Consider the following 26,681-nt stretch of genomic DNA (forward strand, 5'->3'; position numbering starts at 1 on the left):
CCGACCCCCACAGGAATGGATACCGCGTTGACCTCTCCGACCCGTACCGCCAACCCGCTGCTCGCCCCCTATCGCCACGGCCGCCTGGATCTGCCCAACCGGATCGCGATGGCCCCGATGACCCGAGGCCGCGCCGACGACACCACCGGCGTGCCGAGCGATTTGGCCGCCACCTACTACCGACAGCGCGCCGGCGCCGGGCTGTTGATCACCGAGGGCATCTCGGTGCACCCGCTCGGCAAGGCCGGACCGGGCATTCCGGCACTGCGTACGGACGAACAGGTGGCCCGGTGGCGCGAGGTCACCGCCGCCGTGCACGACGCGGGTGGGCGGATCTTCGCCCAGCTGTGGCACGTCGGCCGGATGACCCATCCGGTGACCCTGGACGGCGAGACGCCCACCGCGCCGTCGGCGGTGCGGATCACCGAGGCGCCTATTTACACCCGCGACGGCCTGCTCCCGCACGTCGTCCCGCGCGCGCTGACCGTCGCCGAAATCGCCGAGGTGGTGGCCGCGTTCGCGCGCGCCGCACGCCGTGCGATCGAGGCCGGATTCGACGGCATCGAGATCCACGGCGCCAACGGATACCTCTTCCAGCAGTTCCTGGCCGAGAACAGCAACCTGCGCACCGACCGCTACGGCGGCTCGCGGGAGAACCGGCTGCGTTTCGTGTTCGAGGTGGTGGAGGCGGTGGCCGCGGAGATCGGCGCGGACCGGGTGGGGCTGCGGATCTCGCCGGACAACCCGGAGAACCAACTCGTGGAGCCGGACGCGCGCGGCACCTACCGGGCGCTGGTCGACACGCTCGACCCGATCGGCCTGGCCTACCTGCACGTCCTCGAACGTGGTGCGTACGCGGCGCTCGCCGACCTGCGGCCGCGCTGGTCCGGCATGTTGATCGCGAACCACAACGGCCCGACCCCGGTCGACCCGGCCACCGGCGAGCGACTGATCGCCGACGGCCTCGCCGACGTGGTGGCGTTCGGCCGGTTGTTCATCACCAACCCCGACCTGCCGGAGCGGATCGCCCGGGGATTGGCGCCGGCCCCGCCGCCGGTGGCGGATGTGTACGGCGGCGGTGCGCGCGGCTACGTGGACTATCCGGCGATCACCGTCCCGGAGCGGGTCTAGGGACGGGTCGGGTTGGGCTCGGAGTTCGCAAAGGCGCACGATCCGGGGGGTGATGTGCGCATCGAAGGTGGATCGTGGTGCGGCGGGCGGGTGTTCGGCCGGTACGGGAGCCGTACCGAACGAACCGCCGTCGGATGCCCGAGAGTTATGCCGCCGCGCCGATCGGGCGGTCGGTGTCGGCGAGCACGGCGCGCAGGGACTCGGGGGTCAGTACGCCGACGGCTCGGCCCTCCGGGTCGGTCACCGCCCATACCCGCAGGCCGCGGGCGCGCATCGTGGCCAGCGCCTCGGCGGCGGGTGTCGTGGGCCGGGCGAAGGGGCCGCGTTCGTGGGAGATGTTCCGGATCGGCGTACGCGCGGTGTACCAGGAACGGGTCTGGTACGGCGCGAGTTGCGCGCGGCGCACGATGCCCAGGCAGCGGCCGTCCTCGGCGTGCAGGATCGCGTGGTCGGCGTCGGCGGCGTGTACGAGGTCGATCGCCTTGTCGACCATCGTGTTCGCGTCGATCCGCACCACGGCAGGTCGCATGGCGTGGGCGACGGTGGGCATGCCGGGGGCGGTGGGGGGATGGTGGGGGAGGTTGGTCATCGGGTATGCACCTGGTTTCGAGTCGTCCGGTGGGACCGGAGTCGGGCGGCGGGGCACCCGGGCCCGTGTCGTCGCACGGCCGCGCGAAGGCGCGCGGGGCCGAAGAGGCGGCGAGGTCACGGGACTCGATGCGGGCGGCCGGGCCCGCGCCGGGTGATGGCGCTGTGCGCTGGTCGGCGGACGCAAGGCGGGCTGCACGGACAGCCGGTGCACTCGCCTTCGGACCCGCCGGCACGGCCGGCGTCGTCGCCCACCGAGGACGGCGTCGACAAGGAAGCCGACGTACGGAATGTCTTCGGTACAGCCACCTTACCGTCATTTCGACGGGAGGCCGACATGGCGTCGGCACATACCATCCCGAACCGGCTTTATTTGCAGCCGTGTTCGGGATGGTGAACGAAGAAGTGGCGCGATCGGGCCGGTGGGTCGGGGTCGGGCGCGACCACACGACGAACGGGCCGGCGGCGGTTCGCCACCGGCCCGTCATGTCACCGGGGTTACCGGATCACCAGGTGTAGATCGGCTTTCCGTTGCGGTCCTTGGCCTCGGTGTAGACCTTCATGCACGCACCCTCGTCGGCACCGTTCAACGCGGCCGAATCCTTGGGGAGTTCGCCCGCCGGCGGAGGCGGCGGGGCGGACGGAGGCGCGGAGGTCGTGCTGCCCTTGCCGCCCTTGAAGGTCGCCTCCGAACCCCAGTCGGTGCCGATCTGGACCGTGATGTGCGTCGCGTTCGGCTGCGCGGACAGGGCGCTCGCCGGCAGGCCGAGCGAGTCCGCGACGGCCTGGGCCTGGTCCTTGGCGTCGGCCGGGTGGATCACCGTAGTGGTCTGCCGCTTGAGCGGGGTCGAGTCCCGGACGGCCTTGGTGAAGCCCTGGGCGATCAGCCGGTCGGTGACCAGGCCCGGCAGGCTCGTCCTGGTCGTGCCGTTGACCACCGTGACCCGGACCGCGGCCTTGTCCAGGGATGGGGCAGGCGGCGCATCGGGCGTGGTCGGCGGGTTGGTCTCGGTACCGGGCGGCGGGCCGTTCTTGTCGAAGGCCACGTCGGAACGCACCATCTTGAACAGGGTTTCCGCGGACGCGGCCGGGATCAGGTGCTCGTTCGGTGCCTGCGGGTCCGGTGCGTGCGGCATCGTCGTCATGGTGATCCGGTTGGTGTTCACCTTATTCAGCGTGTTCGCGAGCGAGGTCAGCTTGGGGATCCCGTTGAGGCCGTCGTCCACGGTCAGCGCCTTGGTCGCCGCCTCGGCGACCTTGAACAGCTTGATCGGGTTGGTGATCGTGCTGTTCGACTTGAGCGTGCGCACCATCGAGTTGAGGTACATGTGCTGCGCGTGCGTACGGCCGACGTCGCCGCCGTCCTCGAAGGCGTGCCGGGTGCGCAGCCACTTCAGCGCGTCCTCGCCCTGGATGGTGTGCTTGCCGGCGGTCAGCTTCAGGTGCGAGCCGTACTCGTGCCGCACGCCGTTGACGTACTCGATCTGTTCGTCCTGGATGTTGGACTGCACGCAGACCTCGACCCCGCCGACCGCGTCGGCCATCGAGACCACGCCCGAGAAGGTGACCATCATGAAGTGGTCGATGTGGATCTTGGTGAGCGACTGCCAGGTCCCGACCACGCAGCCGGGTCCGCCGCGGCCCAGCGACTCGTTGATCGTGGTGTTGATCGGGTTGAACCGCTGCTTGGTCTTCGGGTCGGTGCAGGTCGGGACCTGCACCCGGGTGTCGCGCGGGATGCTGATCACCGACGCGTTGCTCCGGTCCGCGGACACGTGCAGCAACATCTGTACGTCCGCGCGCGGCGGTCCGCCGTCGCATGCACCGCCGAGTTTGCAGTCGGTCGGGTCGTCCCGGCCGTCCGAGCCGATCATCAGGATGTTCATCGGGGTGCGCCCGAACGCGTCCGGGGCCTCCTTGGGCACGTCCACATCGCTGATGTTGAGCTTGCTGTGTTTTATGTTGCCGTTCAGCTTCTGATAGATCACGAAGCCGGTGATCCCGATCGCGACCAGCGCCAACGACACGACGATTGCGGTGATCTTGAGCTTGCGAAAGCGGCGCGGCTTGCCGTGGCCGGTGGGCTTGGCCTTGCGTCCGGAGCGGGCGCGGCCCCGGCCGTCGGCGCGTCGGGGGCGCGGTACGCCCGCGCCGGTGTCGTCGGCTCCGGCCGCCTCGGGGCCGCCCTCGACCGCGGAATCGGTGGGCACGACCGGGTCGGGGGACGCGGACTCGGGAGTACGCCGGCGGCGCCCGCCGTGCTCCGGAACGGAATTCAAACCAACCCCCGAGAGTGCTGTCGTCGGACCGACGTCGCGTTGCCGCGGACTGGCTCGACACCGTATCGGGCGGCCGGAACGGACCGTACATGTACCGGTCGCGGATCATTGCGCCGGTGGCCTTCGGGAAGACGGACGATCTCGGGCGCGGGACGGTTGCAGCGCGGATTGTCCCGGATGCCGGGAGGCCGGCCCGGGCGCGGGTTGTGCGGGCCGGAAAGACGAGGGACGGCGCCGCCCTCGGGGGGAGGGGGCGACGCCGTCGTCTTCGGGTCGGTGAACGGGATCACCTCTCGGCGGGTGGCACACCGCGATTCCAGCCGAACGGTAACTCGCAGCGGCAATGATTGGGCCCGGGGACACCCGCTCACCGACTGCTCCGTACAACGAACGAGCCACCGGGGTCATTCCCGGCGATTTCGGCAGGTATTCGGCGGGGTTCGAAGACACGTCCTATGCGGCGCCGGGGTCGAGGCGGCCGGTGTTCGGTCCGGCCGGGCGCTGCTCCAGGCCGGCGAGCAGCAGATCCAGGCCCGCCCGGAACTCGTCGGACGGTGAGCTCTCGGCCGCCGCGCCGGCGATCTCGATCAGGTACGGGAAACGGTCGGCGGGCAGCGCTCGGGCCCGGTCGGTGATGGACCGCACATCCTCGTCGGGCGCGATCGAGAGCGGGCCGGCGAGTTCGGCCTGGGCGAAGCCGGTGACGAAGCCGGTCACGGTGCGGAAGGCGTACAGCAGTTCGACGCCTCGGCGACCGCTTCGGGCCAGGGCGCGCAGCAGCGCCTCGCCGTGTACGAGGGTCGCCTCGTCGGTGATCCGGCGGGTGAGGATCAGCGGGATCACGTCCGGATGGGCGCGGACGGCACGCCAGTTCGCCTCGGCCAGCCGGCGGACCTCGGCCTGCCAGTCGTCCGCCTCGGCGCCGGGTTCGGTCGCGGGGAGTGCGTCCGCCAGGACGGCCTCGACGAGCAGTCCCTCCAGGCCCTCGCGCCCGTCCACGTAGTTGTAGATGGTCATCGCCCCGGTGCCGAGTGCCGCCGCGAGGCTGCGCATGGTCAGCGCGGCCAGGCCGTGCGTGTCGACCAGGGTCAGGGCCGCGGTGCGCAGTTGTTCGCGGCTGAACTTTCGGGGCGCGGGCATGCTGCTCCTCCTTGACGTACGTACGGCGTACGTGTTCGACTGAGGCTGTTCACGTACAGAGTACGTCAACGCGTTGCCGGCGTGTTTCCCGGCGTGCTTTTCCCTGTGGCAAGGAGTTTCGATGACGTATGTCGACCTGTTCGAATCCGCGGTGCGATTGCGCGAAGGGCCCGGCGGGGCGTTCGTGGTGCCACGGGGGCGGTGGCACCGACCGGAGGCGGACGGGCCCGCCGAGGTGATGTCCATCGGGGTGCGCGCCGGTACGCGCCCGGAGCCGCGCGCCGTCGGGGCCGGGGTGCGGGGATGACCGGGGTGAGGGGTGGGACGACGACGGGGGCGACCGTGACGATCGCGGCTTCGGGTGGGGCGGGGCGGGGGCAGCCGAGTACCCGGTTGTTGCTGCTGGTCGTGTTGACCGTGCAGTTCACCGTCGCGTTGGACATGTCGGTGGTCAATGTCGCGCTGCCGGACATCCGTGACGACCTGGGCTTCGGCGTCGACGGGTTGCCGTGGGTGGTCAACGCGTATGCGCTGAGCTTCGGCGGGTTGTTGATGCTCGGCGGGCGCGTCGGCGACCTGGCGGGACGGCGGCGCACGCTGATCGGCGGCCTGACCGTGTTCGGCCTGGCCGGGCTGGCGGGCGGCTTCGCCTCCTCGCCCGGGGCGCTGATCGCCGCCCGTGCGGTACAGGGGGTCGGAGCCGCGGCGCTGGCGCCGGTGGCGTTCGCGCTGATCACGGTGACCTTCCCGGCCGGGCCGGCCCGTTCCCGGGCGCTCGGCCTGTGGGGTGCGACGGCGGCGGCCGGGGGTGCGTGCGGGGTGCTGATCGGCGGACTGCTGACCGAGTCGGCGGGATGGCAGGCGGTGATGTTGATCAACGTGCCGATCGTGGCTTTCGCGCTGCTCGCCGCCCGGCGACTGCCCGGCGACCGACCCGCGCGGGGCGCCGGCGGCGGGCTCGATCCGGCGGGGGCGCTGCTGGTCACCGCCGGGGCGACCACGCTGGTTCTGGGTGTGGTGCGGGCCGAACGGCAGGGCTGGGGCTCGGCGGTCACGATCGGTACGCTCACGGCCGCGGTGGTGTTGCTTGTTGCCTTCGTCCTGGTCGAACTGCGGGTCGCCACGCCGCTGTTGCGGATGGGGCTGTTGCGGCGTCGGCCGGTGGTCGGGGCGAACCTGTTCATGTTGTTGTTGTTCTCCGGGCAGTTCGCCGCGTTCTACTTCACCTCGCTGTATCTCCAGCAGGTGCTCGGCTACGGTCCGGCCGCCGCCGGGGTGGCGTTCCTGCCCTTCTCGCTCGGGGTGTTGATCGGCTCGGTGCTGGCCACCAAGGTGGTGGCCCGGGTCGGGCTCGGGCGGTTGCTCGCGCTGGGCGGGGTGCTGGTGGGGGTCGGCTTCGGGTGGTTCGGCCTGGCCTTCGATGCCGACGGTACGTTCCTGCGCTCGATCCTGGGGCCGTCGCTGGTCGCGAGCATCGGCGCGGGCCTGTGCTTCGTACCGCTGGGTACCGCCGCCACCTCCGGCGTGGCCGCGCACGAGGCGGGCATGGCGGGCGGATTGATCAACAGCTCGCGCCAGATCGGCGGTTCGATCGGGCTGGCCGCGCTGGTCACCCTGGCCGCGTCGGTGACCGGACCCGACGAGGGCGCGTCGAAGCGGGAACTCGCCCACGGCTACGCGGTATCGCTCGGTGCGGCGGGTGGATTGTTGCTGGTCGCCGCGGTGCTCGCGGTGCTGCTGGTGCCGACGAAGTCGACGATGACGTAGGAGAGTTCGGGCGTCGGGTGTGGGTCGTCGAGGTGCGCCGTGCTGCCGCGTCGTGGTGAAAGGACCCGTTGGTGGGTGTGCGGCACCGTCGGGCGCGGGCAGGATTGACGGAGTGTGGCAGGTCGGGTACCTGCCGGTGACCGGAGCGTCCGTGGGTCGAACGGCGGTGCGGGCGGGCGGAGTCGACTGCGAAGGGGGCGGCGATGGGTGTGCTCGGGCGGGTGTGTCGGCGGGTGGTGACGGTGGTGGTCGCGGCCGGGGTCGTGGTGCCGCTGGGGGTGGTGGTCGCGGCGCCGACGAGTGCGGCGGCCACGGCGTGTACCTCGCGGACCGGGCCGTATCAGCGGCAGGTGGAGGCGGCGCTCGGACTGCCGGTGGACGGACGGGAGTCCGAGGCCGACTGCCGGGCCATCCGGACGTACCAGGCCGACAACGGCATTCGCCCGGCGGCCGGTTACGCCGGTCCGGTCACCTACGCGGCGCTCCAGCGGCGGTCCGCCGGCGGGGAGGGTGGGTGTCCGACCGATGTCGGGCGGATCGCGTGTGTGGACCTCGGCCGGCAGGTCAGCTGGATCCAGGACGGCGCGAAGCGGGTGTACGGGCCGGTGCAGATTCGTTCGGGGCGGGCCGACTTCGCCACCCGCACCGGGTTGCACAAGGTCTACTACCGGGCGCTGAACCACTGGTCGACGCTCTACGACGTGGCGATGCCATACAGCCAGTTCTTCGACGGCGGCATCGCCTTCCACGCGATCGACGGCTCGGTCACCTCGCCGCCCGGCTCGCACGGCTGCGTCAACATGCGGCCGGCGGACGCGAAGGCCTACTGGGACCTGCTGCACACCGGCGACGAGGTGTACGTGTACGGCCGCAAGTCCGGTACCTGATCACCGAGTTGTGCCACCCGGGGCGCCGGCGGGGGAGGTGGGTGGTCAGACCGCGCGCAGCGCGCCCGGGTGGCGGCCCGTGAGGTGGTCGAGCGCGGCGGAGGTGGGTTCGTCGCAGGGGAGGTAGACGACCAGTGTCTGGTCGACGTCGGCGAGGTCCAGGATCTCGCGTTCCAGGCGCAGTTCGCCCGCCTCCGGGTGAGCCAGCCGCTCCACGCCGACCCGGCGCGGCGGGGTGGCCGGCGCGGCCAGTCGGCGGCTGAACACGGTGCCGGCGGTGATCGCGAGGCCGTCCAGGAAATCCTGGACGTAGGGATCGGCGAACGAGGCGGCCGTGCGCAGGATCGCGGCGTGTTCGTCGGCTATCCGCTCCCAGTCGGGGTAGGCCGCGCGGGCCCGGGGATCGGTGAACACGTAGCGCACCAGGTTGGGTTGGTCCGGGTCGAGGATGCCGAGGGGGCGGGCCAGCCGCTCGTAGCCGTTGGTGAACGCCAAGACGTCGCCGAGCCGGTCGACCAGCAGCGCGGGGGCCGGTTCGAGCCGGTCGAGCAGGGCGCGAACGGTGGGCCGGATCGTGCGGGTGGGCGGCTCGACCGCCGCGTACGAGAACGCGTTGCCGGTGGCGGCCCGGGCGAGCAGGCGCACGTGGACCCGCTCCTCCGAGGTCAACCGGAGCGCGTCGGCGAGCGCGGCCAGCACCTGCCCGGAGGGGCGTCGGTCGCGCCCCTGCTCCAATCGCGTCAGGTATTCCACGCTGACCCCCACCAGGCCCGCCAACTCGGACCGCCGCAACCCCGGAGCACGGCGCCGGGGCCCGTCGGGCAGCCCGACTTCGGCAGGCGTGACCGCCGCGCGACGGTTACGGAGGAAGTCACCAAGCTCGTTCTCACTCACGGCCCGAAGTCTAAGGCGCGCCGACACCGGGGCGGTTGCCGCTTGTTGCCGGTGCCTCGCGGGGTGGGGCCGGCGCGCGGTGGGTTGCGTGGGGCGGGGGAGAGGCACGGGGTGAGTGGGGCGGGGCGCCGGGGGTGTGCGGTCGAGTGGGGTGCTGCACGCGGGAGTTGCCGGCGACCGGGACGGGCCGGAGATGCGGTGAGTCGGTCTGGGGGTCGGGGGCGTGAGGTCGGGGGGCGTACGCGGGAGTTGTGGGGTGGCCGGGGCGGGTCGGGCGAGGCGCCGGGGCCGGGGCCGGGCGAGAGGGTGGGAGCGGGCAGGGGGCGGGGCGGGCGTTCAGGTCGTCGGCCCGGTTCTGCCCGTGTGTTGCCCGTCGGTTCGACTCCTGGGCGTGTCGACTCGGCTCGGTGGCGTTCGCCCGGTGTCCGGCGGCGTGGTCGGGGTGCCGGGGTGGGCGGGTGAGTGGGACAGGGGCCGGGGTGGGGCGTCGGGGTCGTGGCGTCGGCTGTGGCGGAGCGTAGGGGAGTGCGGGCGGCGTTGCCGCTGAGGGCCCGTGGTGGTGTCCCGGGGGGTTTTGACGTCATGTGACGTCAAGTTGTGGCGTAGTCGGCTTGCCATGACGTCATTGTGGCGTCATGATGACGTCATGGACCTCACGCCTTATGTCGACAAGCTCTGCCGTGAACTGGCGGTTGCCGCCGAGGCGAACGGTGCGCAGGCGCGGGCGCTTGCCGAGCGGTTGATCGGGCCGCTCGAATCGGCGACCAGGCTCGCGCTGCTGAGTGCGCTGTCCGCCGCCGCCGACGAGATCAGCCGCGACCTGGCGCCGGGGTCGGTCGACATGCGATTGCGGGGGCTCGACCCGGACTTCGTGGTGTCGCCGGCGGTCGCCCGCTCGTTCGAGGAGGCCGGCGGAGGTGCCTTCGACGACGAGCCGGACGAGCGTCCCGGGCCGCCGCCGGCCGCGTCCGCGCCGGAGCCCGAGGAGGGTGGTACGGCGCGGATCACGCTGCGGCTCGCCGAGCACATCAAGCCTCGGATCGAACAGGCCGCCGGTCGGGCGGGCCTGTCCGTCAACGCCTGGCTGGCCCGTACGGTGACCGCCGCGCTCGACCCCGCCGAGGAGCGCGGGCGGGAACGGCGCGGCACGTCACGCACCAGACAGCGGTACACCGGCTGGGTGCGGTGACCCGATGCGCGGCCGGCGACCCCGGGAAACGCCGGCAGCCGGCACTCGACGGCGCCTGCCGCGAGACACGCCCGATCGGCCCGCGCCGCATGCGTGCCTTGCGGGCGGCGTGTGCGTGCGCAACCGAGTACGCCCCTACGGAGTACGACCTTCAACTCCCAGGACGGGATGCCATGCCTACTTTCGATACTCCCAAGCCGATCTTCGCCACCGTCGACCTGGTCGTCGGCAGCCTTCGGATCAGCGCGAGCGACCGCGTCGACACGGTCGTGGAGGTACGCCCCACCGACCCGTCGCACACCGCGTCCGTGCAGGCCGCCGAGCAGACGTCGGTTGCCTGCTCCTCGGGGCGACTGTCGGTGCGCGTGCCCAGGAACAAGAGCCGTTCGTTCTTCGGGCGCAGTGCTTCGGTGGACGTCACGATCGAGTTGCCCACCGGCTCTCGAATCGAGGGCCAGGCTGCCGCCGCGGACATCCACGTCGAGGGGCGGGTCGGCGAGACCCGGCTCTCGGTCGCCTCGGGGGACATCCGACTGGATCGCACGGGCGCACTACGGCTGAACTCCACCTCCGGTGACGTCTCGGTGGCGCATTCGGTGGGCCACACCGACATCAGCGCGGCGGCGGGCGAGATCCGGGTCGGCAAGATCGACGGCACGGCGGTGGTTCGCAACACCGCCGGCGGCATCTCGCTCGGCGCGGTCAGTGGCGACCTGCGCCTGAACAGCACACTCGGCGACATCACCGTGGACCGGGCGCTGACCACCGTCGGCGCCAAGACCGTGTCCGGCAGCGTCCGGATCGGCGAGGTGGTGCACGGCGCGATCCGGCTGGAGACCGCGTCCGGCGAACTGGAGGTGGGGATCCGCGAGGGTACCGCCGCCTGGCTCGACCTGAACTCCATGGCCGGCAAGGTGCATACCTCGTTGGACTCGGTCGACGGCCCGGCGCCGACCGACGACACGGTCGACGTGCGTGCCCGCACGCTCTCGGGCGACATCGTGATCCGTCGGTCCTGACGTCCGAAGCACGCAGCGGAGAGGACAGCTCATGTGGGCCGCACCCGAAGTGTCCGGCGGCGTCTGGCCGTTACCGCATCCGGTGCCGATTCCGCTGCTGTGCGCGGTACTGATCCTCGCGGCCCTGGCGCCGTTGGAGCGGTGGCGTCGGCAGCGGGAGATCGCGCGGCGTCGCACCGATCGGCTCGCCGGTCGGGAGGTCGCGCCGGCCGCTGTCCATCCCGCCGTGCCATGTGGCGCCATGCGGTCGGACGCGCGATCGGGCGCTCGATCCCGTACGCGGTCCGGCACTCGATCTGCGACACGCGCGATCGGGCAAATGTCGGAATCGATGACAATTCCGACGGAACATGGGGGCGAATCGCGGCGAACGGCCGCTACGAACCCGCAGGGAGTACTCATGCCCGTGACCGCCGACCTCGACAAGCTGCTCGACAAGGCCTACGAGAACAAGACGCTCAGCGAGGTCCTGGCCGCGCCGGTCGCCGGACTGGCCGGGATCACCGACGCGCACGCCGAGCACCTGGCGTCGTTGAAGATCACCACCATCGGCGACCTGGGCCGCAACAAGTACTTCCGCTGGGCCGCATCGCTCGCCGACCTCCAGGACAGCGGCGCCAAGTAGCCGGGCCGTCGGCGCGGTTGCTCGGTCCGGGGTCAGCCGGCCGGGTCGGTTTCCAGGGCCAGGAGCAGGTCCACCCGGTCCCGGGCGGAGAACAGGTCACGGCCCGTCAGATCCCGTACCCGGCCCATGCGTTGGTGCAGTGCGCTGACGTGTACGCCGAGCGCCCCGGCGCAGCGCTGCCAGGCGCCGTTGGCGGCCAGGAACGCGGCCAGGGTGTCGATCAGGTCGGTGCCGTGTTCCGCGTCGTACGCCCGCAGCCCGCCCAACACCCGCTCCGCGAACGCGGCGCGCACGGGCGGGGGGACCGCGGTGAGCAGTGCCGGGTATGCGTCGATCTCGGGGCCTTCGGCCACGGTGAGCCGGCCGGGGCGCGTCCATGCGAGGTCCCGCGCGCCCCTGGCCTCGGCCAATGCCGTCCCCCACGTGGGTGACGTCCCGGCAATGCCGATCGCCAGGCGCTCGGCCCCGAGGAGCGGCTCCCACCAGTCGGCCGCCCGCTCCAGCGCACGAGCGACGCGCGTCGCGCCGCCGGGCCCCGTTCCGGCCGCGGCGAACACGACCACCTCGGCCTTGCCGACGGCCACCACCCACCGTGCGGTCGGCTCCTCGTCCAGTGCGTACTCGATCAGGTCGATGACCAGGCGTGCGGTCGCCGCGTCGGCGCCGTGGCCCGCGGCCGAGCAGACGATCGGCGCCGCGTCGGGCGGGAGGCCGGCCGCACCCAGGCGGGCCCGAATCGTGTCCGGGGCCGCATCCGACTCGACGAGGTCGACCAACTCCCACGCGTGGCCCTGCTCCACAGCCGCCCGCTCGGCGCGCCGCGCATCGCCGAGCACGAACAGGTCGGCCACGCGCGCCAGAGCCTCGTCCGTACGGCGATCGCCACCGCAGACCAGATACCCGACCGGACCGGCCCCGCGCCCCACGGCGAACACGGTGTCCCCACCCACCAGAATCGGCAACCCCTCACCACCCCGAGCCATGACCCGAGCCACCTCCCGGCGCCCAGACCTGCCGAGAGAACGGCCCCCCGGCGGGCCATCACCGAACGCCGCCCCCTGTGGGACGACGGGTTCGCGCGATGTCGTGGAGCCGGGCGGGGCCGGTGCGGCGGTGGGGGTGCTCGTGGCGGGTCGCTCCGGCGCGGTTGACCGGTCGGACGCCCCCGCGTCGGCCGACCCGTTCCACCCCGCCCTCCCCTCCGGCGACGGGGTCGCGGTTGCCAGGAGGCGGCCCGCGGGGGTGATCACATGGCACGGGGCGTCGAGTTCGGTGGCCAGTACCGTGAGCAAGGCCTGGGTGTCGGCGCCGTTGGTCAGGGCCGTGAGCAGACGGGTCTGGCGGCTGGGGGAGCGTTCGGTGGTGGGATCGGACTCCCGGGCCATGCGGTGGGCGACCACCTCGGCGATGCGGAGCGCCGGGATCGAGTGCGGCGCCAGGAACAGCGGCAGGCCGGCCCGAACACAGGCCTCGACCAGGGGATATGGCACATCGTCGGGACCGGGCTCGGGCACCGGCGGCCGGGGCGAGAGCACCAGGGCCGCCGCGCCGTTCGTGGCGAGGGCGCGGACGAGGTGTGCGGACTCGGCGGGGGATGCGGGCACTTCGCCGGCCACCACGAGTTCGCCGCCGGCCAGACCCCGGCCCGGGGCAATGGGATCGTACGCCGACACGCGCCGCACCTCGCGGCCCAGCCGCCCCGTACCCGCCAGCAGGGCCAGTCGCAGCTCGGGCATGCCCAACAAATCCTCGACCCGCACCGCCGTGCCCCCAAGCCCGTCGCCGTCCATATCGTTCGAATGATCGTATGAACACGCGGCGCTCCGGATAGGGGCCTTCCACCCTTCGGCCGGATCCGGCCGATGCCGACGGTTGCCTCGGCCGCCGCGGCGGGCGGCTCTCGTGCCGATCGTCGCCGGGCCGTCCGAGGGAATGTGGCGTGTCGTCGACGACCGTGCCCACTCCCGGCGATGGCCGAAAAGCGCCCTCGCAGCGCGCCGGCCCCGCCGCCCATCACACCGGCACGGCCAACCGATATCCCCGCTTCGTCACCGTTTTGACCAACCCCTTGTGCGGCCCCAGGGCGCTCCGCAGCCGGGCCACCGCGGCCTCGACCGCGTGTTCGTCCGCGCTCGCGCCCTGCCAGACGCGGCGCAGCAGTTCGGCGCGGCTGAGCACCCACCCCGGCTTTTCCGCCAGCGCCCGCAACACCGCGGCCGGCACCGGCGACAGCGCGATCACCCCGCCCCGGACCAGCACCGCGTTGCCCTGCAGCACCAGCCGGTCCGTCCCGGTGTCCAGTTCGCGCCGCACCCGCGCCGGCAGCGTCTCGGTGACCGTGCGCACCATCGACCCCAGCCGCCCGCGCTCCGGCCACAACGCCGGCACACCCTCCTCCGACAGCGGCTTCGCGCAGATCGCGCCGATGCACACCGTCAACACATCGGCGCGCAGCGCGTCCAGCACCTGCTCGCGCCGACCCGACTCGCCCGCCGCGGCCAAAAACGCGTCGATCGCCGGCGCGCTGGTGAACGTCATCGCGTGTACCTCGCCCCGGACCACCTGCTCCACCAGGCGCCGCACGGCCGCCGGGTCCTCCGGCGGCCCCCACCGATACACCGGCAACTCGATCACCTCGGCGCCGCGCTCGCGCAGCGCCGTCGCGAAGCCCTCCAGCGGCGCGCCGTGTTCCTGCACCGCGATCCGCCGCCCGCGCAGATCACGCGCCAACAACCAGTGCAGCAACTCGTCGTTGGCCTCCGAACCCGGCGAGTACATCTCGCGCAGCCCGGACGCGCGCACCGCGCCGGTGGCCTTGGGCCCACGGCTGATCACCGTCGCCGCCGCGCACACCCGCCGCACCTCGCCGGAACGCCCCCACCCCTCCGCCGCGTTCATCCACCCGCGCCAACCGACCCCGGTGGTGGCCACCACGTAGTCCAGCGGCTCGACCAGGCAGCGCTCGGTCGCCCGGCGCAACTCCCGGTCCTCCCGCAGCGGCACGATGCTCATCGTCGGAGTGCCCACGACCTTCGCGCCCCGGCGCTCCAGGAGCGCGACGAGTTCGTCGCGCCGCCGGGCCGCGGTGACCCCGACCGTGAGCCCGACGAGGGGTTCGGCCGCACCTGTACGAGTAACCATGTCGTGAGATTGACGGACCGGTGTTACGGACGTATTGCCGGGCGATCACCCCGGGGTAAGGCCGTGTGCCCGAAAGGCGCCCGATCGTGTCGGGCTTCTCACCGTCGCCGGCGCCCCGGGTGAGCCGGCCGTACCGCTCGCGCAACATCGGGGACCAGGACCCGTAACAGCGACTCGGGACGCTTCGGTGAGCAGCAGTCGCCCGCCCCGCCCCCGCCTCGAAGGAGCCCATCCGTGACCGACGCCCAACAGACGCACGTGGTCCTGGTCGGCCACGGCATGGTCGGTCAGCGCTTCCTCGAAGCGCTGACCGAGGCCGAACCGCGACCGCCGGGGCTGCGCATCACGGTGTTGGCCGAGGAACCCCGGCGCGCCTACGACCGGGTGCACCTGACCTCGTGGTTCTCCGGCACCACGGCCGAGGAGTTGTCCCTGTGCGGCGACGGGTTCGCCGCGGAGCACGGGATCGACATCCGGCTCGGCGACCCGGTCGAGACGATCGACCGCGCCGCTCGCACGGTGACCACCAGGGCGGGCCACACCGTCGGCTACGACACGCTCGTCCTGGCCACCGGCTCCTACCCGTTCGTGCCGCCCGTGCCCGGACACGACACCCCCGGCTGCTTCGTCTACCGCACGATCGAGGACCTGGAGGCGATCAAGGCCGCCGCCGAGCAGGCCCGGATCGGCGTGGTGGTCGGCGGCGGGCTGCTCGGCCTGGAGGCCGCCGGGGCGCTGACCGCGATGGGCCTGGACACCCACGTGGTCGAGTTCGCGTCACGCCTGATGGCGTTGCAGATCGACGACGGCGGCGGCCGGGTGTTGCGCCGCAAGATCCAGGACCTGGGCGTGACGGTACACACCGGCGCCGGCACCCAAGCGATCGTGGACCGGGCGGGTCGGGTCGCCGGCATGGTGCTGTCCGACGGCACCGAACTGGCCACCGACCTCGTGGTCTTCTCCGCCGGGGTACGCCCCCGCGACCGGCTCGCCCGCGCGGCCGGGCTGGCGGTCGGCGAACGCGGCGGGATCGTGGTGGACGAGTACTGCCGCACCGACGACCCGCACGTGCTGGCCATCGGGGAATGCGCGCTGGCCGTCGACGGGCGGGTGTACGGCCTGGTCGCGCCCGGCTATGCGATGGCCGAGGTGGCCGCCCGGCAGCTCGCCGCCGGCCCGCCCGACCCGGACCGCACCTTCACCGGCGCCGACCTGTCCACCAGCCTCAAACTGCTCGGCGTGGACGTGGCCGGCTTCGGCGACGCGCACGGGGTCGCCGAGGACTGCGTGGAGGTGCTGTACTCGGATCCGCTCGCCGGCGTGTACAAGAAGCTGGTGATCGGCGCCGACGGCCGGCTGCTCGGCGGCGTCCTGGTCGGCGACGCCGACGCGTACGCCCAGCTGCGCCCGCTCACCGGCAGCCCGCTTCCCGTCCCGCCCGAACAGCTGGTGCTGCCCGCCACCGCCGGCCCGCGCGTGCGACTCGCGCTGCCCGACACGGCCGTGGTCTGCTCCTGCCACGGCGTCGCCAAGGGCACCATCCGGGCCGCGGTCACCGAACACGACGTGGTGGACGTACCCGGCATCAAACGGTGCACCAAGGCCGGTACCGGCTGCGGCGGTTGTGTGAAGCTGATCGGCAGCATCGTCACGGAGGAACTGGCCGCGGCGGGCATCGAGACCCGGCGCGGGCTGTGCGAGCACTTCGCCCGCTACACCCGCGCCGAGCTGTACGAGATCGTCCGGGTCAAGGGCATCGGCGGCTTCGCCCGGCTGATCGACGAACACGGCAGCGCCGAGGGGCCCGACGCGGACGGCTGCGAGATCTGCAAACCCGCCGTCGGCTCCATCCTGGCGAGCCTGTCCGGCGGGCACATCCTGGACGGCGAACAGGCCGCGCTGCAGGACACCAACGACCACTTCCTGGCCAACCTCCAGCGCAATGGCTCCTATTCGGTGGTGCCGCGCATCCCCGGCGGCGAGGTCACCCCCGAGGGGCTGATCACGATCGGCGAGATCGCCCGGGACTTCGGCCTCTACACCAAGATCACCGGTGGTCAGCGCATCGACATGTTCGGCGCCACCGTCGACCAGCTCCCGAGCATCTGGCAGCGCCTGGTGGCGGCCGGATTCGAGTCGGGCCACGCGTACGGCAAGGCACTGCGCACGGTGAAGTCGTGTGTGGGGCAGACCTGGTGCCGCTACGGCGTGCAGGACTCGGTGGCGCTCGCGATCGAGTTGGAACTGCGCTACCGGGGCCTGCGCTCGCCGCACAAGCTCAAGTCCGCGGTGAGCGGCTGCACCCGGGAGTGCGCGGAGGCGCAGAGCAAGGACTTCGGAGTGATCGCCACCGCCGAGGGCTGGAACCTGTACGTCGGCGGCAACGGCGGCACCACCCCGCGCCACGCCGAACTGCTCGCGAGCGACCTCGATCACGACACGCTGATCCGCACCATCGACCGCTTCCTGATGTTCTACATCCGCACCGCCGACCGCCTGGAGCGCACCGCGTCGTGGCTGACCCGGATCGAGGGCGGCCTCGACCACGTCCGCGCGGTGGTCATGGACGACGCACTGGGGATCTGCGCCGACCTGGACGAGTTGATGGCCCGGCACGTGCAGACCTACGAGGACGAATGGGCCGCGACGCTGGCCGACCCGGAACGGGTGCGCCGCTTCGTGTCGTTCGCCAACGCGCCGGGCGTGCCGGACCCCACCGTGCGGTTCACCGCGGAGCGCGAGCAGATCAAGCCGGTGTTGTTCGAGAGGTTGGAGGTGCGCGGGCGATGAGCGGCCGAGCGGGAGCGGGGCGGATCCGTGGTGTTGGGGACAGGGGAGGTGCGCGGGTGACGGGTACGACCGGGACCGCCGTCGAGACGACGGTCGAGATCGCCGCCGGGACCGGGTGGGTCACGATCTGCCCGTACGACCGGCTGACCCCGGGGCGGGGCGTGGCGGCGCTGATCGAGGGCGAGCAGGTCGCCGTCTTCCGCACGCGCGCGGGCGAGTTGTACGCGTTGGGCAACCGCGACCCGTTCAGCGGCGCCTACGTCATGTCGCGCGGCATCGTGGGTCGGCGCGGCGAGGTGCCGATCGTCACGTCACCGATGTACCAGCAGGCGTTCGACCTGCGCACGGGCGAGTGCCTGGACGAGCCGACCACGCCGGACGGGACGCCGGCGGCGCTGTCGACCTGGCGGGTGCGGGCCCGTTCCTGAATCGCCGCCGGGCGAGGGCGCAGCGTCGCGTTCTCGCCCGGCGGCCCGGTGTCACGACGCGTCGGCGGGTGCGATGTTGTGGTTGCCGGTGAAGAGGTTGTCGGGGTCGTGCGCCGCCTTGAGGTCGCGCAGCCGGGTCCAACTCCGCGGGTCGTACATCGACGCGACCTTGTCCGGGTCGCTGGGAACGCCGTCGCCGTAGACGAAGTTGAGGTTGCGCCCGACGGACAGCGGGTCGAGCACGGCGTGGACGTCGGCCAGCAACGCGCGCGCGGCGTCCGGCCCCGAGCCCTCGACCATCGCCACCACGCGCACGATGTAGCCCGCGTCGCGCCCGCCGACCGCGTTGGGCACCGAGGGCTGCCGGGACAGCGCGCCGCCGAGGTGGCGCACCTCGTGCACGACCATCATCGGCGCGTTCGGACCGGTCAGTTCGTACACCTTGCCCGCCACGGCGGCGTCCAGGTCGCGGACCAGGACGTTGTCGCCGAGGTAGGCGTGCGGGTAGGTCGGGTCGGCGTGGATCGTGTGCGAGTCGGCGTACGGCAGGTCGGCCAGGTTGTCCACCAGGCGCGGGCCGATCGCCCGCAGCGGGGCCACCAGGCGCTCCCCGTCGGCGGCGTCGCCGCTGTACACGATCTTGATCGCCGCGGTGTGCCGGCCCCGCAGCGGCGGCGGCACCTGCTCGATGTCGGGCAGGCCGATGAACAGGATCGAGGAGGTCAGCTCCTCCGGGACGGTCTCGGTCCAGGCCAGATACGCCGCGGTCGCCGCCTCGACCAGGTCGGCGTCGAAGATCAGCGAGCCGCCGTACACCCGCGCCACCGGCACCAGGTCGACCTCGATCGAGGTGACGATGCCGAAGTTGTCCCGCCCGCCGCGCAGCGCCCAGAACAGGTCCGGGTCGCTCTCGGCGGTGACGTGGCGCAGCGTGGCGTCGGCGGTGACGACGTCGATGGCGCGGACGTGGTCGGCCGCGTAGCCGTACTCCCGGGCGAGCAGGCTCAGGCCGCCGCCGAGGGTGTAGGCGACGACGCCGACGTGCGGCGCCGAGCCGTTGAGCGGGGCAAGCCCGTGCGGGGTACTCGCGGTCACCACGGCCTCCCAGCGGGCGCCGGCCTGGGCCCACGCGGTCCGGGCGATCGGGTCGACGCGTACCTCGGCCATCCGGCGGGTGGAGATCAGCAGGCCCCCGGGCGCGGCGTCGGCGGGCGCGTGTCCGGTGGCCTGGACCGACACGCGCAGCGCGTGCGTGCGGGCGAACTCGACGGCGAGCCGCACGTCCTCGGCGCAGGCGGCGGCCACGATCAGCGCCGGTTGCTGTCGGAACGCCGTCTGGAATCCGGTGCGTTCGGTGTCGTAGCCGGGGACCTCGGGGGTGAGCGCGGCGCCGGACAGGTGTGTGTTCAGGGCCTTGACCGCGACGGCGAACTCCGGGTCGTGCTCGGGGGCGGGGGAGGGGGCGTTGGTCGCGGTCACGGGTGACTCCTGATCTCGGGCGGCCGATGCGCGTCCCACTCTCTCCCGAAACCGGCCGAGTGGCCGTCAAGTAGTCGGGTGAGTGTCAGGTAGGCGGGCGCGGGCCGTGGGCGTCGGCCGATCCGCGACGCTCGCTCGACGGATTCTCACAGCCGGGGATCGGGGTGTTGAGCGAGATGTAGCGTTGTCGAGGCGGCGGGCGCGCGGTACGGAAACCTGGGGTTTCTACCGTCACGGGACGTCGGTTCTTATGCCCTTCCGGACAGGTAGGTTCCCGTGACGACAACGACGACAACCGCGAGCGCACCGGTCCGGAGCGATCGGCCGCTCGACGACTGGCGGCCCGAGGACGAGGCATTCTGGGATCGGGTGGGCGCTCGAATCGCCCGGCGCAACCTGGTGTTCTCGGTGCTGTCGGAGCATATCGGCTTCTCCGTATGGAGTTTGTGGTCGGTCATCGTGCTCTTCCTCGGGCCCGAGTACGGGTTCGACCCCGCGCAGAAGTTCACGCTGACCGCCGTACCGACGCTCGTCGGCGCGGCGATGCGGATTCCCTACACCTTCGCGGTCGCTCGTTTCGGCGGGCGGAACTGGACCGTGGCGAGTGCGCTGTTGTTGCTGGCGCCGACGATTTCCATCGCGATCGTGCTGGAGCCCGGTGTCTCGTATCGCACGCTGCTCGTGGTCTCGGCGGTGGCCGGCGTCGGGGGCGGCAACTTCGCCTCGTCGATGGCCAATATCAACGCGTTCTACCCGCAGCGCTTGAAGGGGTGGGCGCTCGGGGTCAACGCCGGTGGCGGCAACCTCGGGGTGCCCGCAGTGCAACTGGTCGGGCTGTCCGTGCTGGCGACGGCCGGCGCCGAGCATCCTCGGCTGCTGCTCGCGGTGTACATCCCGCTGATCGTGGTCGCCGCGGTGCTCTCCGGGCGGTACATGGACAACCTCCCGTCGTTGCGCAACGACAAGGGCGCGATGCGGGAGGTGACGCGGGATCCGCACACGTGGGTGATGTCGCTGCTGTATATCGGCACGTTCGGGTCGTTCATCGGATTCGGTTTCGCCTTCGGGCAGGTATTGCAGGTGCAGTTCCACGCCGAGTTCGCGACGCCGGTCAAGGCCGCCTATCTGACCTTTCTCGGGCCGCTGCTCGGGTCGCTGGTGCGTCCGGTCGGCGGGTTGCTCGCCGACCGGTGGGGCGGGGCGCGGGTGACGTTCTGGAATTTCGTCGCGATGGCCTGCGCCGCGTTCGTGGTCTACGTCGCCTCGCGGCAGGAATCGCTCGCTCTGTTCCTGACCGGATTCGTGTCGCTGTTCGTCTTCAGCGGTTTGGGCAACGGCTCGGCGTACAAGATGATCCCCGCGATATTCGCGGTCAGGCTCGGCCCGGGACCGGCCGCGCGGCGCGCTTCGGGGGCGTTGATGGGGATCGCGGGAGCGGTCGGCGCGTTGGGCGGGGTTCTGGTCAACATCGCGTTTCGCGAGTCGTTTCTGAATTCCGGACGCGGGGACGCCGCCTATCTGGGGTTCCTGGGTTACTACGCGTTTTGCCTGGTGCTGACCTGGGCGGTGTACCTGCGATCGGCGGGGCGCCGGTCCGTGCGGATCTGATCCCGATCCCGTGCGACCGCGGGGCGGTCGAACGCCGGGAACTCCCGGTGTCGGCCGCCCCGTCGGCCCGCGCCTGTGGATCAGGCCACCGTGCGCGGGGCCTTGGACACGGCGACGGCTCGCACGGTGGTCGGCAGGTCGCGGCAGCGGCCCACCGGGGACAGGATCAGGATCAGGCCGGAGGCCGAAATGAGCGCGGCCATCACCCACAGGGCGGGCCGGACCCCGAACGCCGAACCCAGCGCGCCGGCCAGGACCGCGCCGAGCGGGATGGTGCCGTAGTTGACGAACTGCATGCTCGCGGTGATCCGGCCGAGCAACCGCGGTGGGCAGTATCGCTGTTGGAAGCTCGACTTGATCACATTGCTCGCCACCACCCCCGCCGACATCGCGAACGAGCCGCAGACGAACACGGTCAGACCCGCGCCGGCGGTGGTCAGGGGGATGAGCAGGACCAGGCTCGACACACCGGGCTCGAAGACGAGGAACGCACGGGCGGTGCCGATCCGGGAGGACACCCTGTGGGAGACGAACGCGCCCGCCACGCCGCCGACGGCGCCGCCCGCGATCAGCGCGCCGGCCAGGCCCTCGTCGACGCCGACCGTGCGGATCAGGAACACCAGTTGCAGCGACTGGAGGCCGACCAGACCCAGGTTGGACACGCCGCCGAAGAGGGCGAACGCGCGCAGCCAGGGGTCGTGCGCGACCAGGCGCAGGCCCTCGCCGATCTCGCCGATCAGCGAGCGCTCGGCGCGCTCCTCGGGCGCCGGCTTCGACTCGGGCTCGCGGTGGCGGATGCGGAACAGGCAGACGAACGAGGTCAGGAACGTGCCGGCGTTGACGAACATGCCGTTAACGGCGCCCGCCAGTTGTGCGATCAGGCCGCCCGCGCCGACCCCGGCGATCTGCGCCGCGGACGCGCTGCCGTGCAGCTTGCTGTTGCCCTCGGCCTGGTCGGCGGGGAGCAGGATGCCGGGCAGGTAGGCGGTGTACGCGGTCTGGAAGAACACCGCGGACACCCCCGTCGCCAGCGTGATGGCGAGCAGCACACCGATGCTCAGCAGGCCCGCCCGGTGCGCCAGGGGCACCGCCAGGAACAGCGCACACGAGGTCGCGGCGGCGGCGAGCATGATCGGGCGGCGGGCCATCCGGTCCACCCAGACGCCGACCGGCAGACCGATCAGCAACCACGGCAGCCAGGCCGCGGCGCCGAGCAGGCCGATCTCGAAGGTGCTCGCGTCCAGGGTCGAGATCGCGATCAGCGGCATTGCCACACCGGTCACGGACGCACCGAACTTGCCGGTGGTCTCGCCGAACCACAGCAGGCGGAAGTCGCGGTGGCGGTGCAGCAGGCCGCTCATGAGGGGTCCTCGTCGGGTTCGGAGGGGGGATCGGCTTCGGCTTCGGCGGTTGGGCTCGGATCGGCCGATGCGGTCCCGTCCTTCGGCCGGCGCGGGAAGGACTGGTACTGGAGTACGACCGTGGCGGCGCCCGGTTGCTCGGGGCCGCGGGTGGCCTCGTGGACCAGTTCGACGACCCGGCGGTTGAGGTCGGCCAGCTGTTCGGCGGTCAGGCGTACGCCGCTCCAGTCCGAGACGGTGCGGGCGCGCACCCACTCGGGGCCCATCTCATCGGCGTCGGAGAACGACTGGAGCAGGCGTTCGCCCTGCTGCCGGAAGGACTCGTGGATGTAGACGTCGAGCGCGCCCCGGGCCTCGGGGTCCTGGCGAAACTCGCTGGTGTGCAGGTCGCGCGGGTCGACCACGGCACGCCACCAGCGCTCGCGGCGGGTGCCGCGCTCGGGCACGTCCTCGATGAAGTCGTGTTCGGCGAGGTGGCGCAGGTGCCAGCTGACCGTCCCGGTGCTCTCGCCGACCCGGGCGGCGAGGTGGGTCCCGGTCGAGGGGCCATCCAGGCGCAACATTTCGAGCAGGCGCATGCGTAGGGGGTGGGCGAGGGCGCGCAGGCTGCGGGCGTCGATCCGCCGGCGGGAGTCGTTCACATGCCCACGGTATTACGCAGAGAGTTCTCTGCAAAGAGTTCTCTGCATCTTTTGCAGAGAAGTCTCTGCGAATCCTGGCCGCGCGCCTGCCTCGGCGCCGCGGCTAATGTCCGGCCGCCGCCACCGACGGGGATGCCGTCGGCGCGGTGGCGGTCGGGAGCGGGCTCGGGCTCGGTTCCGGGTCGTGCGAGTCGTGGGTCAGGTGCAGGACGAGGGTCACCAGCAGGCCGATCACGATCACCGTCACGCCGACGAGGGCCTGTACGGTCTCGCGCTGCGGGCGGCGTCGATTCTCGGACATAGCGCCACGTTAGGCATGTTCGTGGTGGACCGATAGGCAAAGCGCCCGACTTCGCCGAAGGTGTCGCCGCCGAGGCCGGCCCTCGAACTCCCCGGCTGCGGATTTCGGATACGGGATAACGTGGCGCACGCACTGCCCGGCGCATGGTCGAGGCCGGTACCGGGCAGTGGCCCCCCTTTGTGCACCACTCCAGGCCCGTGAGGAAAACCGTGGACAAGCCCGTCCTGCTGACCGTCGACGACGACCCGGCCGTTTCCCGTGCGGTGGCCCGCGACCTGCGGCGACAGTACGGCGACCGGCACCGGATCGTCCGCGCCGAATCCGGCGCACAGGCCCTGGAGGCGCTGGCCGAGCTGCACGAGCGCGGCGAGCAGGTCGCGGTGCTGATCGCCGACCAGCGCATGCCGCAGATGGACGGCGTGGCCTTTTTGGAACAGGCCGCACACCGGTACCCACGCGCGAAACGGGTGCTGCTCACCGCCTACGCGGACACCGGGGCCGCGATCCGGGCGATCAACGACGTCGACATCGACCACTACCTGCTCAAGCCGTGGGATCCACCGGAGGAACGGCTCTACCCCGTGCTCGACTCGCTGATCACCGCGTGGGAGACCGCGCCGGTGCCGGACGAGAGCTGGGCCACGGTGATCGGCGCGCGCTTTTCCGCGCCGTCGTTCGAGCTGCGCGACTTCCTCGCCAACAACGGCGTGCCGTATCGCTGGTACGACGTCGGCCAGGCCGAGGCGCGCCGGCTGTTGCGCGAGACCGGCACCACCGAGGCCGACGTGCCGGTGGTGATCGCCCCCGACTCGACCGTGCTGCGCGGCCCGTCCAAGGGCGAACTGGCCGAGTACGTCGGACTGTCGGTGACCGCGTCCGACGACCTGTACGACGTGGTGATCGTCGGCGGCGGCCCGGCCGGCCTGGGGGCCGCGGTGTACGCGGCCAGCGAGGGGCTGCGCACGCTGCTCGTGGAGCGCCAGGCCACCGGCGGGCAGGCCGGGCAGAGTTCGCGGATCGAGAACTACCTCGGCTTCCCCGACGGCATCTCCGGCTCGCAGTTCATCGGCCGTGCCCGCCGCCAGGCGCTCAAGTTCGGCGCGGAGATAGTCAGTACGCGCGACGTGACCGGTCTGCACGTGGACGGCGACGTGCGCACCATCTCCTGCGACGGCGACGTCGTCGCCCGCGGACACGCGGTCGTGCTCGCCACCGGGGTGTCCTACCGCACCCTGGACGCGCCGGGCCTGGCCGAGTTGACCGACCGCGGCGTGTACTACGGCGCCGCGCTGACCACCGGGCCCGACACCCGCGACCAGGACGTGTACATCGTCGGCGCGGCCAACTCGGCCGGGCAGGCGGCGGTGTTCTTCTCCCGCTACGCCCGCAGGGTGATCATCCTGGTGCGCGGCGCGGGCCTGGAGGCGTCCATGTCGCACTACCTGATCGAGCAGTTGGAGCAGATCCCCAACGTCGAGGTCCGGGTCCGCACCGAGGTCTCCCGGGCGCACGGCACCGGGCGCCTGCGCGAACTCACCCTGCGCGACCGGGACTCCGGTACGGAGGAGACCGTGCCCGCGTCGTGGTTGTTCGTCTTCATCGGCGCCAGCCCGCGCACCGGGTGGCTGGACGGCAGCGGCGTGCGGCGCGACCGGGACGGCTACATCCTCACCGGCGGCGAACTGCTCGACGACTGCGACGGCGAACTCGACGGCTGGAGCCGCCCGCCGTTCGTCCAGGAGACGGCGGTGCCCGGGGTGTTCGCCGCGGGCGATTCGCGCGCGGCCTCGGTCAAGCGGGTCGCCTCGGCGGTCGGGGAGGGCGCGATGACGGTGATGCTCGTGCACCGCTATCTGGACACCCTGGACACCCGGAAGCCGGGCCACGATCCGGGCGGGCCGGCCGACGCGCCGACCCCGACCGACACCCGCACCCCGGCGACGGAGGGATCACGATGAGCGTGTGCGACGTGTTGCCGCCGGAGGAACTGCGCACCCTGTTCCTGTTCGAGAAGTTGCCCGACGAACACCTGAACTGGCTGTGCGCGCACGGCAAGGTCAAGGCGTTCCCGGCGAACACCACGCTCTACCACGAGGGCGATCCCGGCGAGTGCTTCTTCGTGCTGCTCACCGGCGAGGTCACGATGAACCGCACGGTGCGCGGCGGCGAGTTGGAGGTGCACCGCTCGTCGATGCGCGGCGCCTATGTCGGCGCGGCACTGGCCCTGGACGGCGAGGGCGCGACCCCGGCGGTGCACGCGTACGGCAACACCGCGCGCACACACGTCGATTCGACCTTCTTCGTGCTGCCGGCCGCCCAGTTGGCGCAGGCCTTCACCGAGTGGTTCCCGATGGCCGCGCACCTGGTCGCGGGCATGTTCCTCGGCGGGCGCCGGACCGGTTCGGCGGTCGGGCAGCGCGAGCGTATGGTCGCGCTCGGCACGCTCACCGCCGGGCTCACCCACGAACTGGGCAACCCGGCCGCGGCGGCCGAGCGGGCCGCGGCGAACCTGCGCACCCGGCTGGGGGAGTTGCGCCGGGCCCGGGCCGAACTGGCCCGCTGCGGCGCCGCCGCCGACGCGCTGGAGGCGCTGGACCGGCTCCAGGCCGAGGTGTTGGCCCGGCGGGAGGTGGAGCCGCCCCGGCTGCGCCCGCTGGAGTTCGCCGACCGGACCGACGAAGTGGCCGAGATCTTCGAGGACTTGGACCTGCCGGATGCGTACGAGACGGCGCCGTCGTTCGTCAACGTCGGCCTGTACGAGGACTGGGCCCGGGACGCGGGCACGGCGCTCGGCGCGGCGGCGCGCCCCGGACTGACCTGGCTCGCGGCCAACCTGGAGGGTGAGGCGCTGCTCGACGAGGTCGCCGACGCGCTGGGCCGGATCACCGATCTGCTCGCCGCCGCCGGGCAGTACACCCAGATGGACCGGGCCCCCTACCAGGAGACCGACCTGCGCAAGGGCCTGGACAGCACGGTGGCCATGCTGGCCGGCCCGCTGCGCGACATCCGGGTCGAGCGCGAGTACGCCGAGGACCTGCCCAGGATCCAGGCGTATCCGGCCGAGCTGAACCAGGTGTGGACCAACCTGATCGACAACGCCGCCGACGCGATGGGCGGCAAGGGCACGCTGACCCTGCGCGCCCGCGCCGACACCGCGTCGGTGGTGGTCGAGATCGAGGACAGCGGCCCCGGCATAGCGCCCGACATCCAGGACCGGATCTTCGAGCCGTTCTTCACCACCAAGGCCCTGGGCGAGGGCACCGGCCTGGGCCTCGACATCTCGTACCGCATCATCGTGCAACGCCACGACGGCACGCTCACCGTCGACTCCGAACCGGGCCGCACCACCTTCCGCATCACCCTGCCGCGCTAGCGCGTGTCTTCAGGCCCCCGCCGGGCTCCGCGGCGTGAGC

Annotated in this window: 22 protein-coding genes; 12 read left to right on the forward strand and 10 right to left on the reverse strand. The window is 72.1% G+C overall.

Translation table 11 applies throughout. The features are described from left to right. The first annotated feature begins 15 nt into the window (after nt 1–15). Nucleotides 16–1,131 (forward strand): alkene reductase, encoded by a 1,116-nt coding sequence (locus tag ACFXKZ_RS17935; RefSeq protein ID WP_380001441.1) that lies wholly within the window; start codon nt 16–18, stop codon nt 1,129–1,131. 145 nt (nt 1,132–1,276) lie between these two features. Here ACFXKZ_RS17935 and ACFXKZ_RS17940 read toward each other — a convergent pair whose 3' ends face one another. The 3 genes from ACFXKZ_RS17940 to ACFXKZ_RS17950 all read right to left on the reverse strand — a co-directional run bounded on the left by ACFXKZ_RS17940 (nt 1,277) and on the right by ACFXKZ_RS17950 (nt 5,138). Then, nucleotides 1,277–1,720 carry a CBS domain-containing protein gene (locus ACFXKZ_RS17940; RefSeq protein ID WP_380001443.1) on the reverse strand — a complete coding sequence of 148 codons (444 nt, stop codon included), beginning with the start codon at nt 1,718–1,720 and terminating at the stop codon, nt 1,277–1,279. A 505-nt stretch (nt 1,721–2,225) separates the two neighbouring features. Then, nucleotides 2,226–3,929 (reverse strand): LCP family protein, encoded by a 1,704-nt coding sequence (locus ACFXKZ_RS17945; protein WP_380001445.1) that lies wholly within the window; start codon nt 3,927–3,929, stop codon nt 2,226–2,228. Between the two features lie 522 nt (nt 3,930–4,451). After that, the gene (locus ACFXKZ_RS17950) at nt 4,452–5,138 is read right to left on the reverse strand and encodes a TetR/AcrR family transcriptional regulator (protein ID WP_380001447.1); all 687 of its coding nucleotides are present in this window, start codon (nt 5,136–5,138) and stop codon (nt 4,452–4,454) included. Between the two features lie 121 nt (nt 5,139–5,259). Here ACFXKZ_RS17950 and ACFXKZ_RS17955 point away from each other — a divergent pair, with 121 nt between their 5' ends. The 3 genes from ACFXKZ_RS17955 to ACFXKZ_RS17965 all read left to right on the forward strand — a co-directional run bounded on the left by ACFXKZ_RS17955 (nt 5,260) and on the right by ACFXKZ_RS17965 (nt 7,792). After that, nucleotides 5,260–5,445 carry a hypothetical protein gene (locus tag ACFXKZ_RS17955; protein WP_380001449.1) on the forward strand — a complete coding sequence of 62 codons (186 nt, stop codon included), beginning with the start codon at nt 5,260–5,262 and terminating at the stop codon, nt 5,443–5,445. Beyond that, nucleotides 5,442–6,905, forward strand: coding sequence for an MFS transporter (locus ACFXKZ_RS17960; RefSeq protein ID WP_380001451.1), 1,464 nt, complete (start codon nt 5,442–5,444; stop codon nt 6,903–6,905). The genes ACFXKZ_RS17955 and ACFXKZ_RS17960 overlap by 4 nt, the downstream gene beginning before the upstream one ends. 203 nt (nt 6,906–7,108) lie before the next feature. Continuing rightward, nucleotides 7,109–7,792 (forward strand): L,D-transpeptidase family protein, encoded by a 684-nt coding sequence (locus ACFXKZ_RS17965; protein ID WP_380001452.1) that lies wholly within the window; start codon nt 7,109–7,111, stop codon nt 7,790–7,792. Between the two features lie 45 nt (nt 7,793–7,837). On the opposite strand, the gene ACFXKZ_RS17970 is transcribed toward ACFXKZ_RS17965, so the two are convergent. Beyond that, nucleotides 7,838–8,686: a helix-turn-helix domain-containing protein gene (locus ACFXKZ_RS17970; RefSeq protein ID WP_380001454.1), complete on the reverse strand. Its 849-nt coding sequence runs from the start codon at nt 8,684–8,686 to the stop codon at nt 7,838–7,840. Nucleotides 8,687–9,332: 646 nt separating this feature from the next. Here ACFXKZ_RS17970 and ACFXKZ_RS17975 point away from each other — a divergent pair. The 3 genes from ACFXKZ_RS17975 (at nt 9,333) to ACFXKZ_RS17985 (ending at nt 11,519) form a co-directional block, all read left to right on the forward strand. Beyond that, nucleotides 9,333–9,875: a hypothetical protein gene (locus tag ACFXKZ_RS17975; RefSeq protein WP_380001456.1), complete on the forward strand. Its 543-nt coding sequence runs from the start codon at nt 9,333–9,335 to the stop codon at nt 9,873–9,875. A gap of 173 nt (nt 9,876–10,048) precedes the next feature. Further along, the gene (locus ACFXKZ_RS17980; protein ID WP_380001458.1) at nt 10,049–10,894 is read left to right on the forward strand and encodes a DUF4097 domain-containing protein; all 846 of its coding nucleotides are present in this window, start codon (nt 10,049–10,051) and stop codon (nt 10,892–10,894) included. 400 nt (nt 10,895–11,294) lie between these two features. Continuing rightward, nucleotides 11,295–11,519: a hypothetical protein gene (locus ACFXKZ_RS17985; protein WP_078974137.1), complete on the forward strand. Its 225-nt coding sequence runs from the start codon at nt 11,295–11,297 to the stop codon at nt 11,517–11,519. Nucleotides 11,520–11,551: 32 nt separating this feature from the next. Here ACFXKZ_RS17985 and ACFXKZ_RS17990 read toward each other — a convergent pair whose 3' ends face one another. Next, a complete protein-coding gene (locus ACFXKZ_RS17990) occupies nt 11,552–13,255 on the reverse strand; it encodes a helix-turn-helix domain-containing protein (RefSeq protein WP_380001460.1) in 1,704 nt (567 codons plus the stop codon). Between the two features lie 277 nt (nt 13,256–13,532). After that, a complete protein-coding gene (locus tag ACFXKZ_RS17995) occupies nt 13,533–14,660 on the reverse strand; it encodes a uroporphyrinogen-III synthase (RefSeq protein ID WP_380001462.1) in 1,128 nt (375 codons plus the stop codon). A gap of 279 nt (nt 14,661–14,939) precedes the next feature. Between ACFXKZ_RS17995 and nirB the strand changes: the two genes are divergently transcribed. Both nirB and nirD read left to right on the forward strand, forming a co-directional pair. Beyond that, the gene (gene nirB / locus ACFXKZ_RS18000; RefSeq protein ID WP_380002061.1) at nt 14,940–17,450 is read left to right on the forward strand and encodes a nitrite reductase large subunit NirB; all 2,511 of its coding nucleotides are present in this window, start codon (nt 14,940–14,942) and stop codon (nt 17,448–17,450) included. A gap of 56 nt (nt 17,451–17,506) precedes the next feature. Then, nucleotides 17,507–17,878 carry a nitrite reductase small subunit NirD gene (gene nirD / locus ACFXKZ_RS18005; RefSeq protein ID WP_380001464.1) on the forward strand — a complete coding sequence of 124 codons (372 nt, stop codon included), beginning with the start codon at nt 17,507–17,509 and terminating at the stop codon, nt 17,876–17,878. A gap of 51 nt (nt 17,879–17,929) precedes the next feature. On the opposite strand, the gene ACFXKZ_RS18010 is transcribed toward nirD, so the two are convergent. After that, the gene (locus ACFXKZ_RS18010; RefSeq protein ID WP_380001466.1) at nt 17,930–19,357 is read right to left on the reverse strand and encodes an FAD-binding oxidoreductase; all 1,428 of its coding nucleotides are present in this window, start codon (nt 19,355–19,357) and stop codon (nt 17,930–17,932) included. A 276-nt stretch (nt 19,358–19,633) separates the two neighbouring features. Between ACFXKZ_RS18010 and ACFXKZ_RS18015 the strand changes: the two genes are divergently transcribed. Beyond that, nucleotides 19,634–20,965: a nitrate/nitrite transporter gene (locus ACFXKZ_RS18015; protein WP_380001468.1), complete on the forward strand. Its 1,332-nt coding sequence runs from the start codon at nt 19,634–19,636 to the stop codon at nt 20,963–20,965. Between the two features lie 80 nt (nt 20,966–21,045). Here the strand turns inward: ACFXKZ_RS18015 and ACFXKZ_RS18020 are convergent, their stop codons facing one another. The 3 genes from ACFXKZ_RS18020 to ACFXKZ_RS18030 all read right to left on the reverse strand — a co-directional run bounded on the left by ACFXKZ_RS18020 (nt 21,046) and on the right by ACFXKZ_RS18030 (nt 23,268). Beyond that, nucleotides 21,046–22,326: an MFS transporter gene (locus tag ACFXKZ_RS18020; RefSeq protein WP_380001470.1), complete on the reverse strand. Its 1,281-nt coding sequence runs from the start codon at nt 22,324–22,326 to the stop codon at nt 21,046–21,048. Then, on the reverse strand, nt 22,323–22,967 hold the full coding sequence (locus ACFXKZ_RS18025; RefSeq protein ID WP_380001472.1) for an ArsR/SmtB family transcription factor: 645 nt from the start codon (nt 22,965–22,967) through the stop codon (nt 22,323–22,325). Before ACFXKZ_RS18025 ends, ACFXKZ_RS18020 begins: the two co-directional genes overlap by 4 nt. A 103-nt stretch (nt 22,968–23,070) precedes the next feature. Continuing rightward, nucleotides 23,071–23,268: a hypothetical protein gene (locus ACFXKZ_RS18030; protein ID WP_380001474.1), complete on the reverse strand. Its 198-nt coding sequence runs from the start codon at nt 23,266–23,268 to the stop codon at nt 23,071–23,073. A gap of 209 nt (nt 23,269–23,477) precedes the next feature. Here ACFXKZ_RS18030 and ACFXKZ_RS18035 point away from each other — a divergent pair, with 209 nt between their 5' ends. After that, nucleotides 23,478–25,226 (forward strand): FAD-dependent oxidoreductase, encoded by a 1,749-nt coding sequence (locus ACFXKZ_RS18035; RefSeq protein ID WP_380001476.1) that lies wholly within the window; start codon nt 23,478–23,480, stop codon nt 25,224–25,226. Next, the gene (locus ACFXKZ_RS18040; protein WP_380001478.1) at nt 25,223–26,641 is read left to right on the forward strand and encodes an ATP-binding protein; all 1,419 of its coding nucleotides are present in this window, start codon (nt 25,223–25,225) and stop codon (nt 26,639–26,641) included. The genes ACFXKZ_RS18035 and ACFXKZ_RS18040 overlap by 4 nt, the downstream gene beginning before the upstream one ends. Nucleotides 26,642–26,681 lie beyond the last annotated feature (40 nt).

Source organism: Embleya sp. NPDC059237 (assembly GCF_042754105.1).
In the GTDB taxonomy this organism is placed as follows: domain Bacteria; phylum Actinomycetota; class Actinomycetes; order Streptomycetales; family Streptomycetaceae; genus Embleya.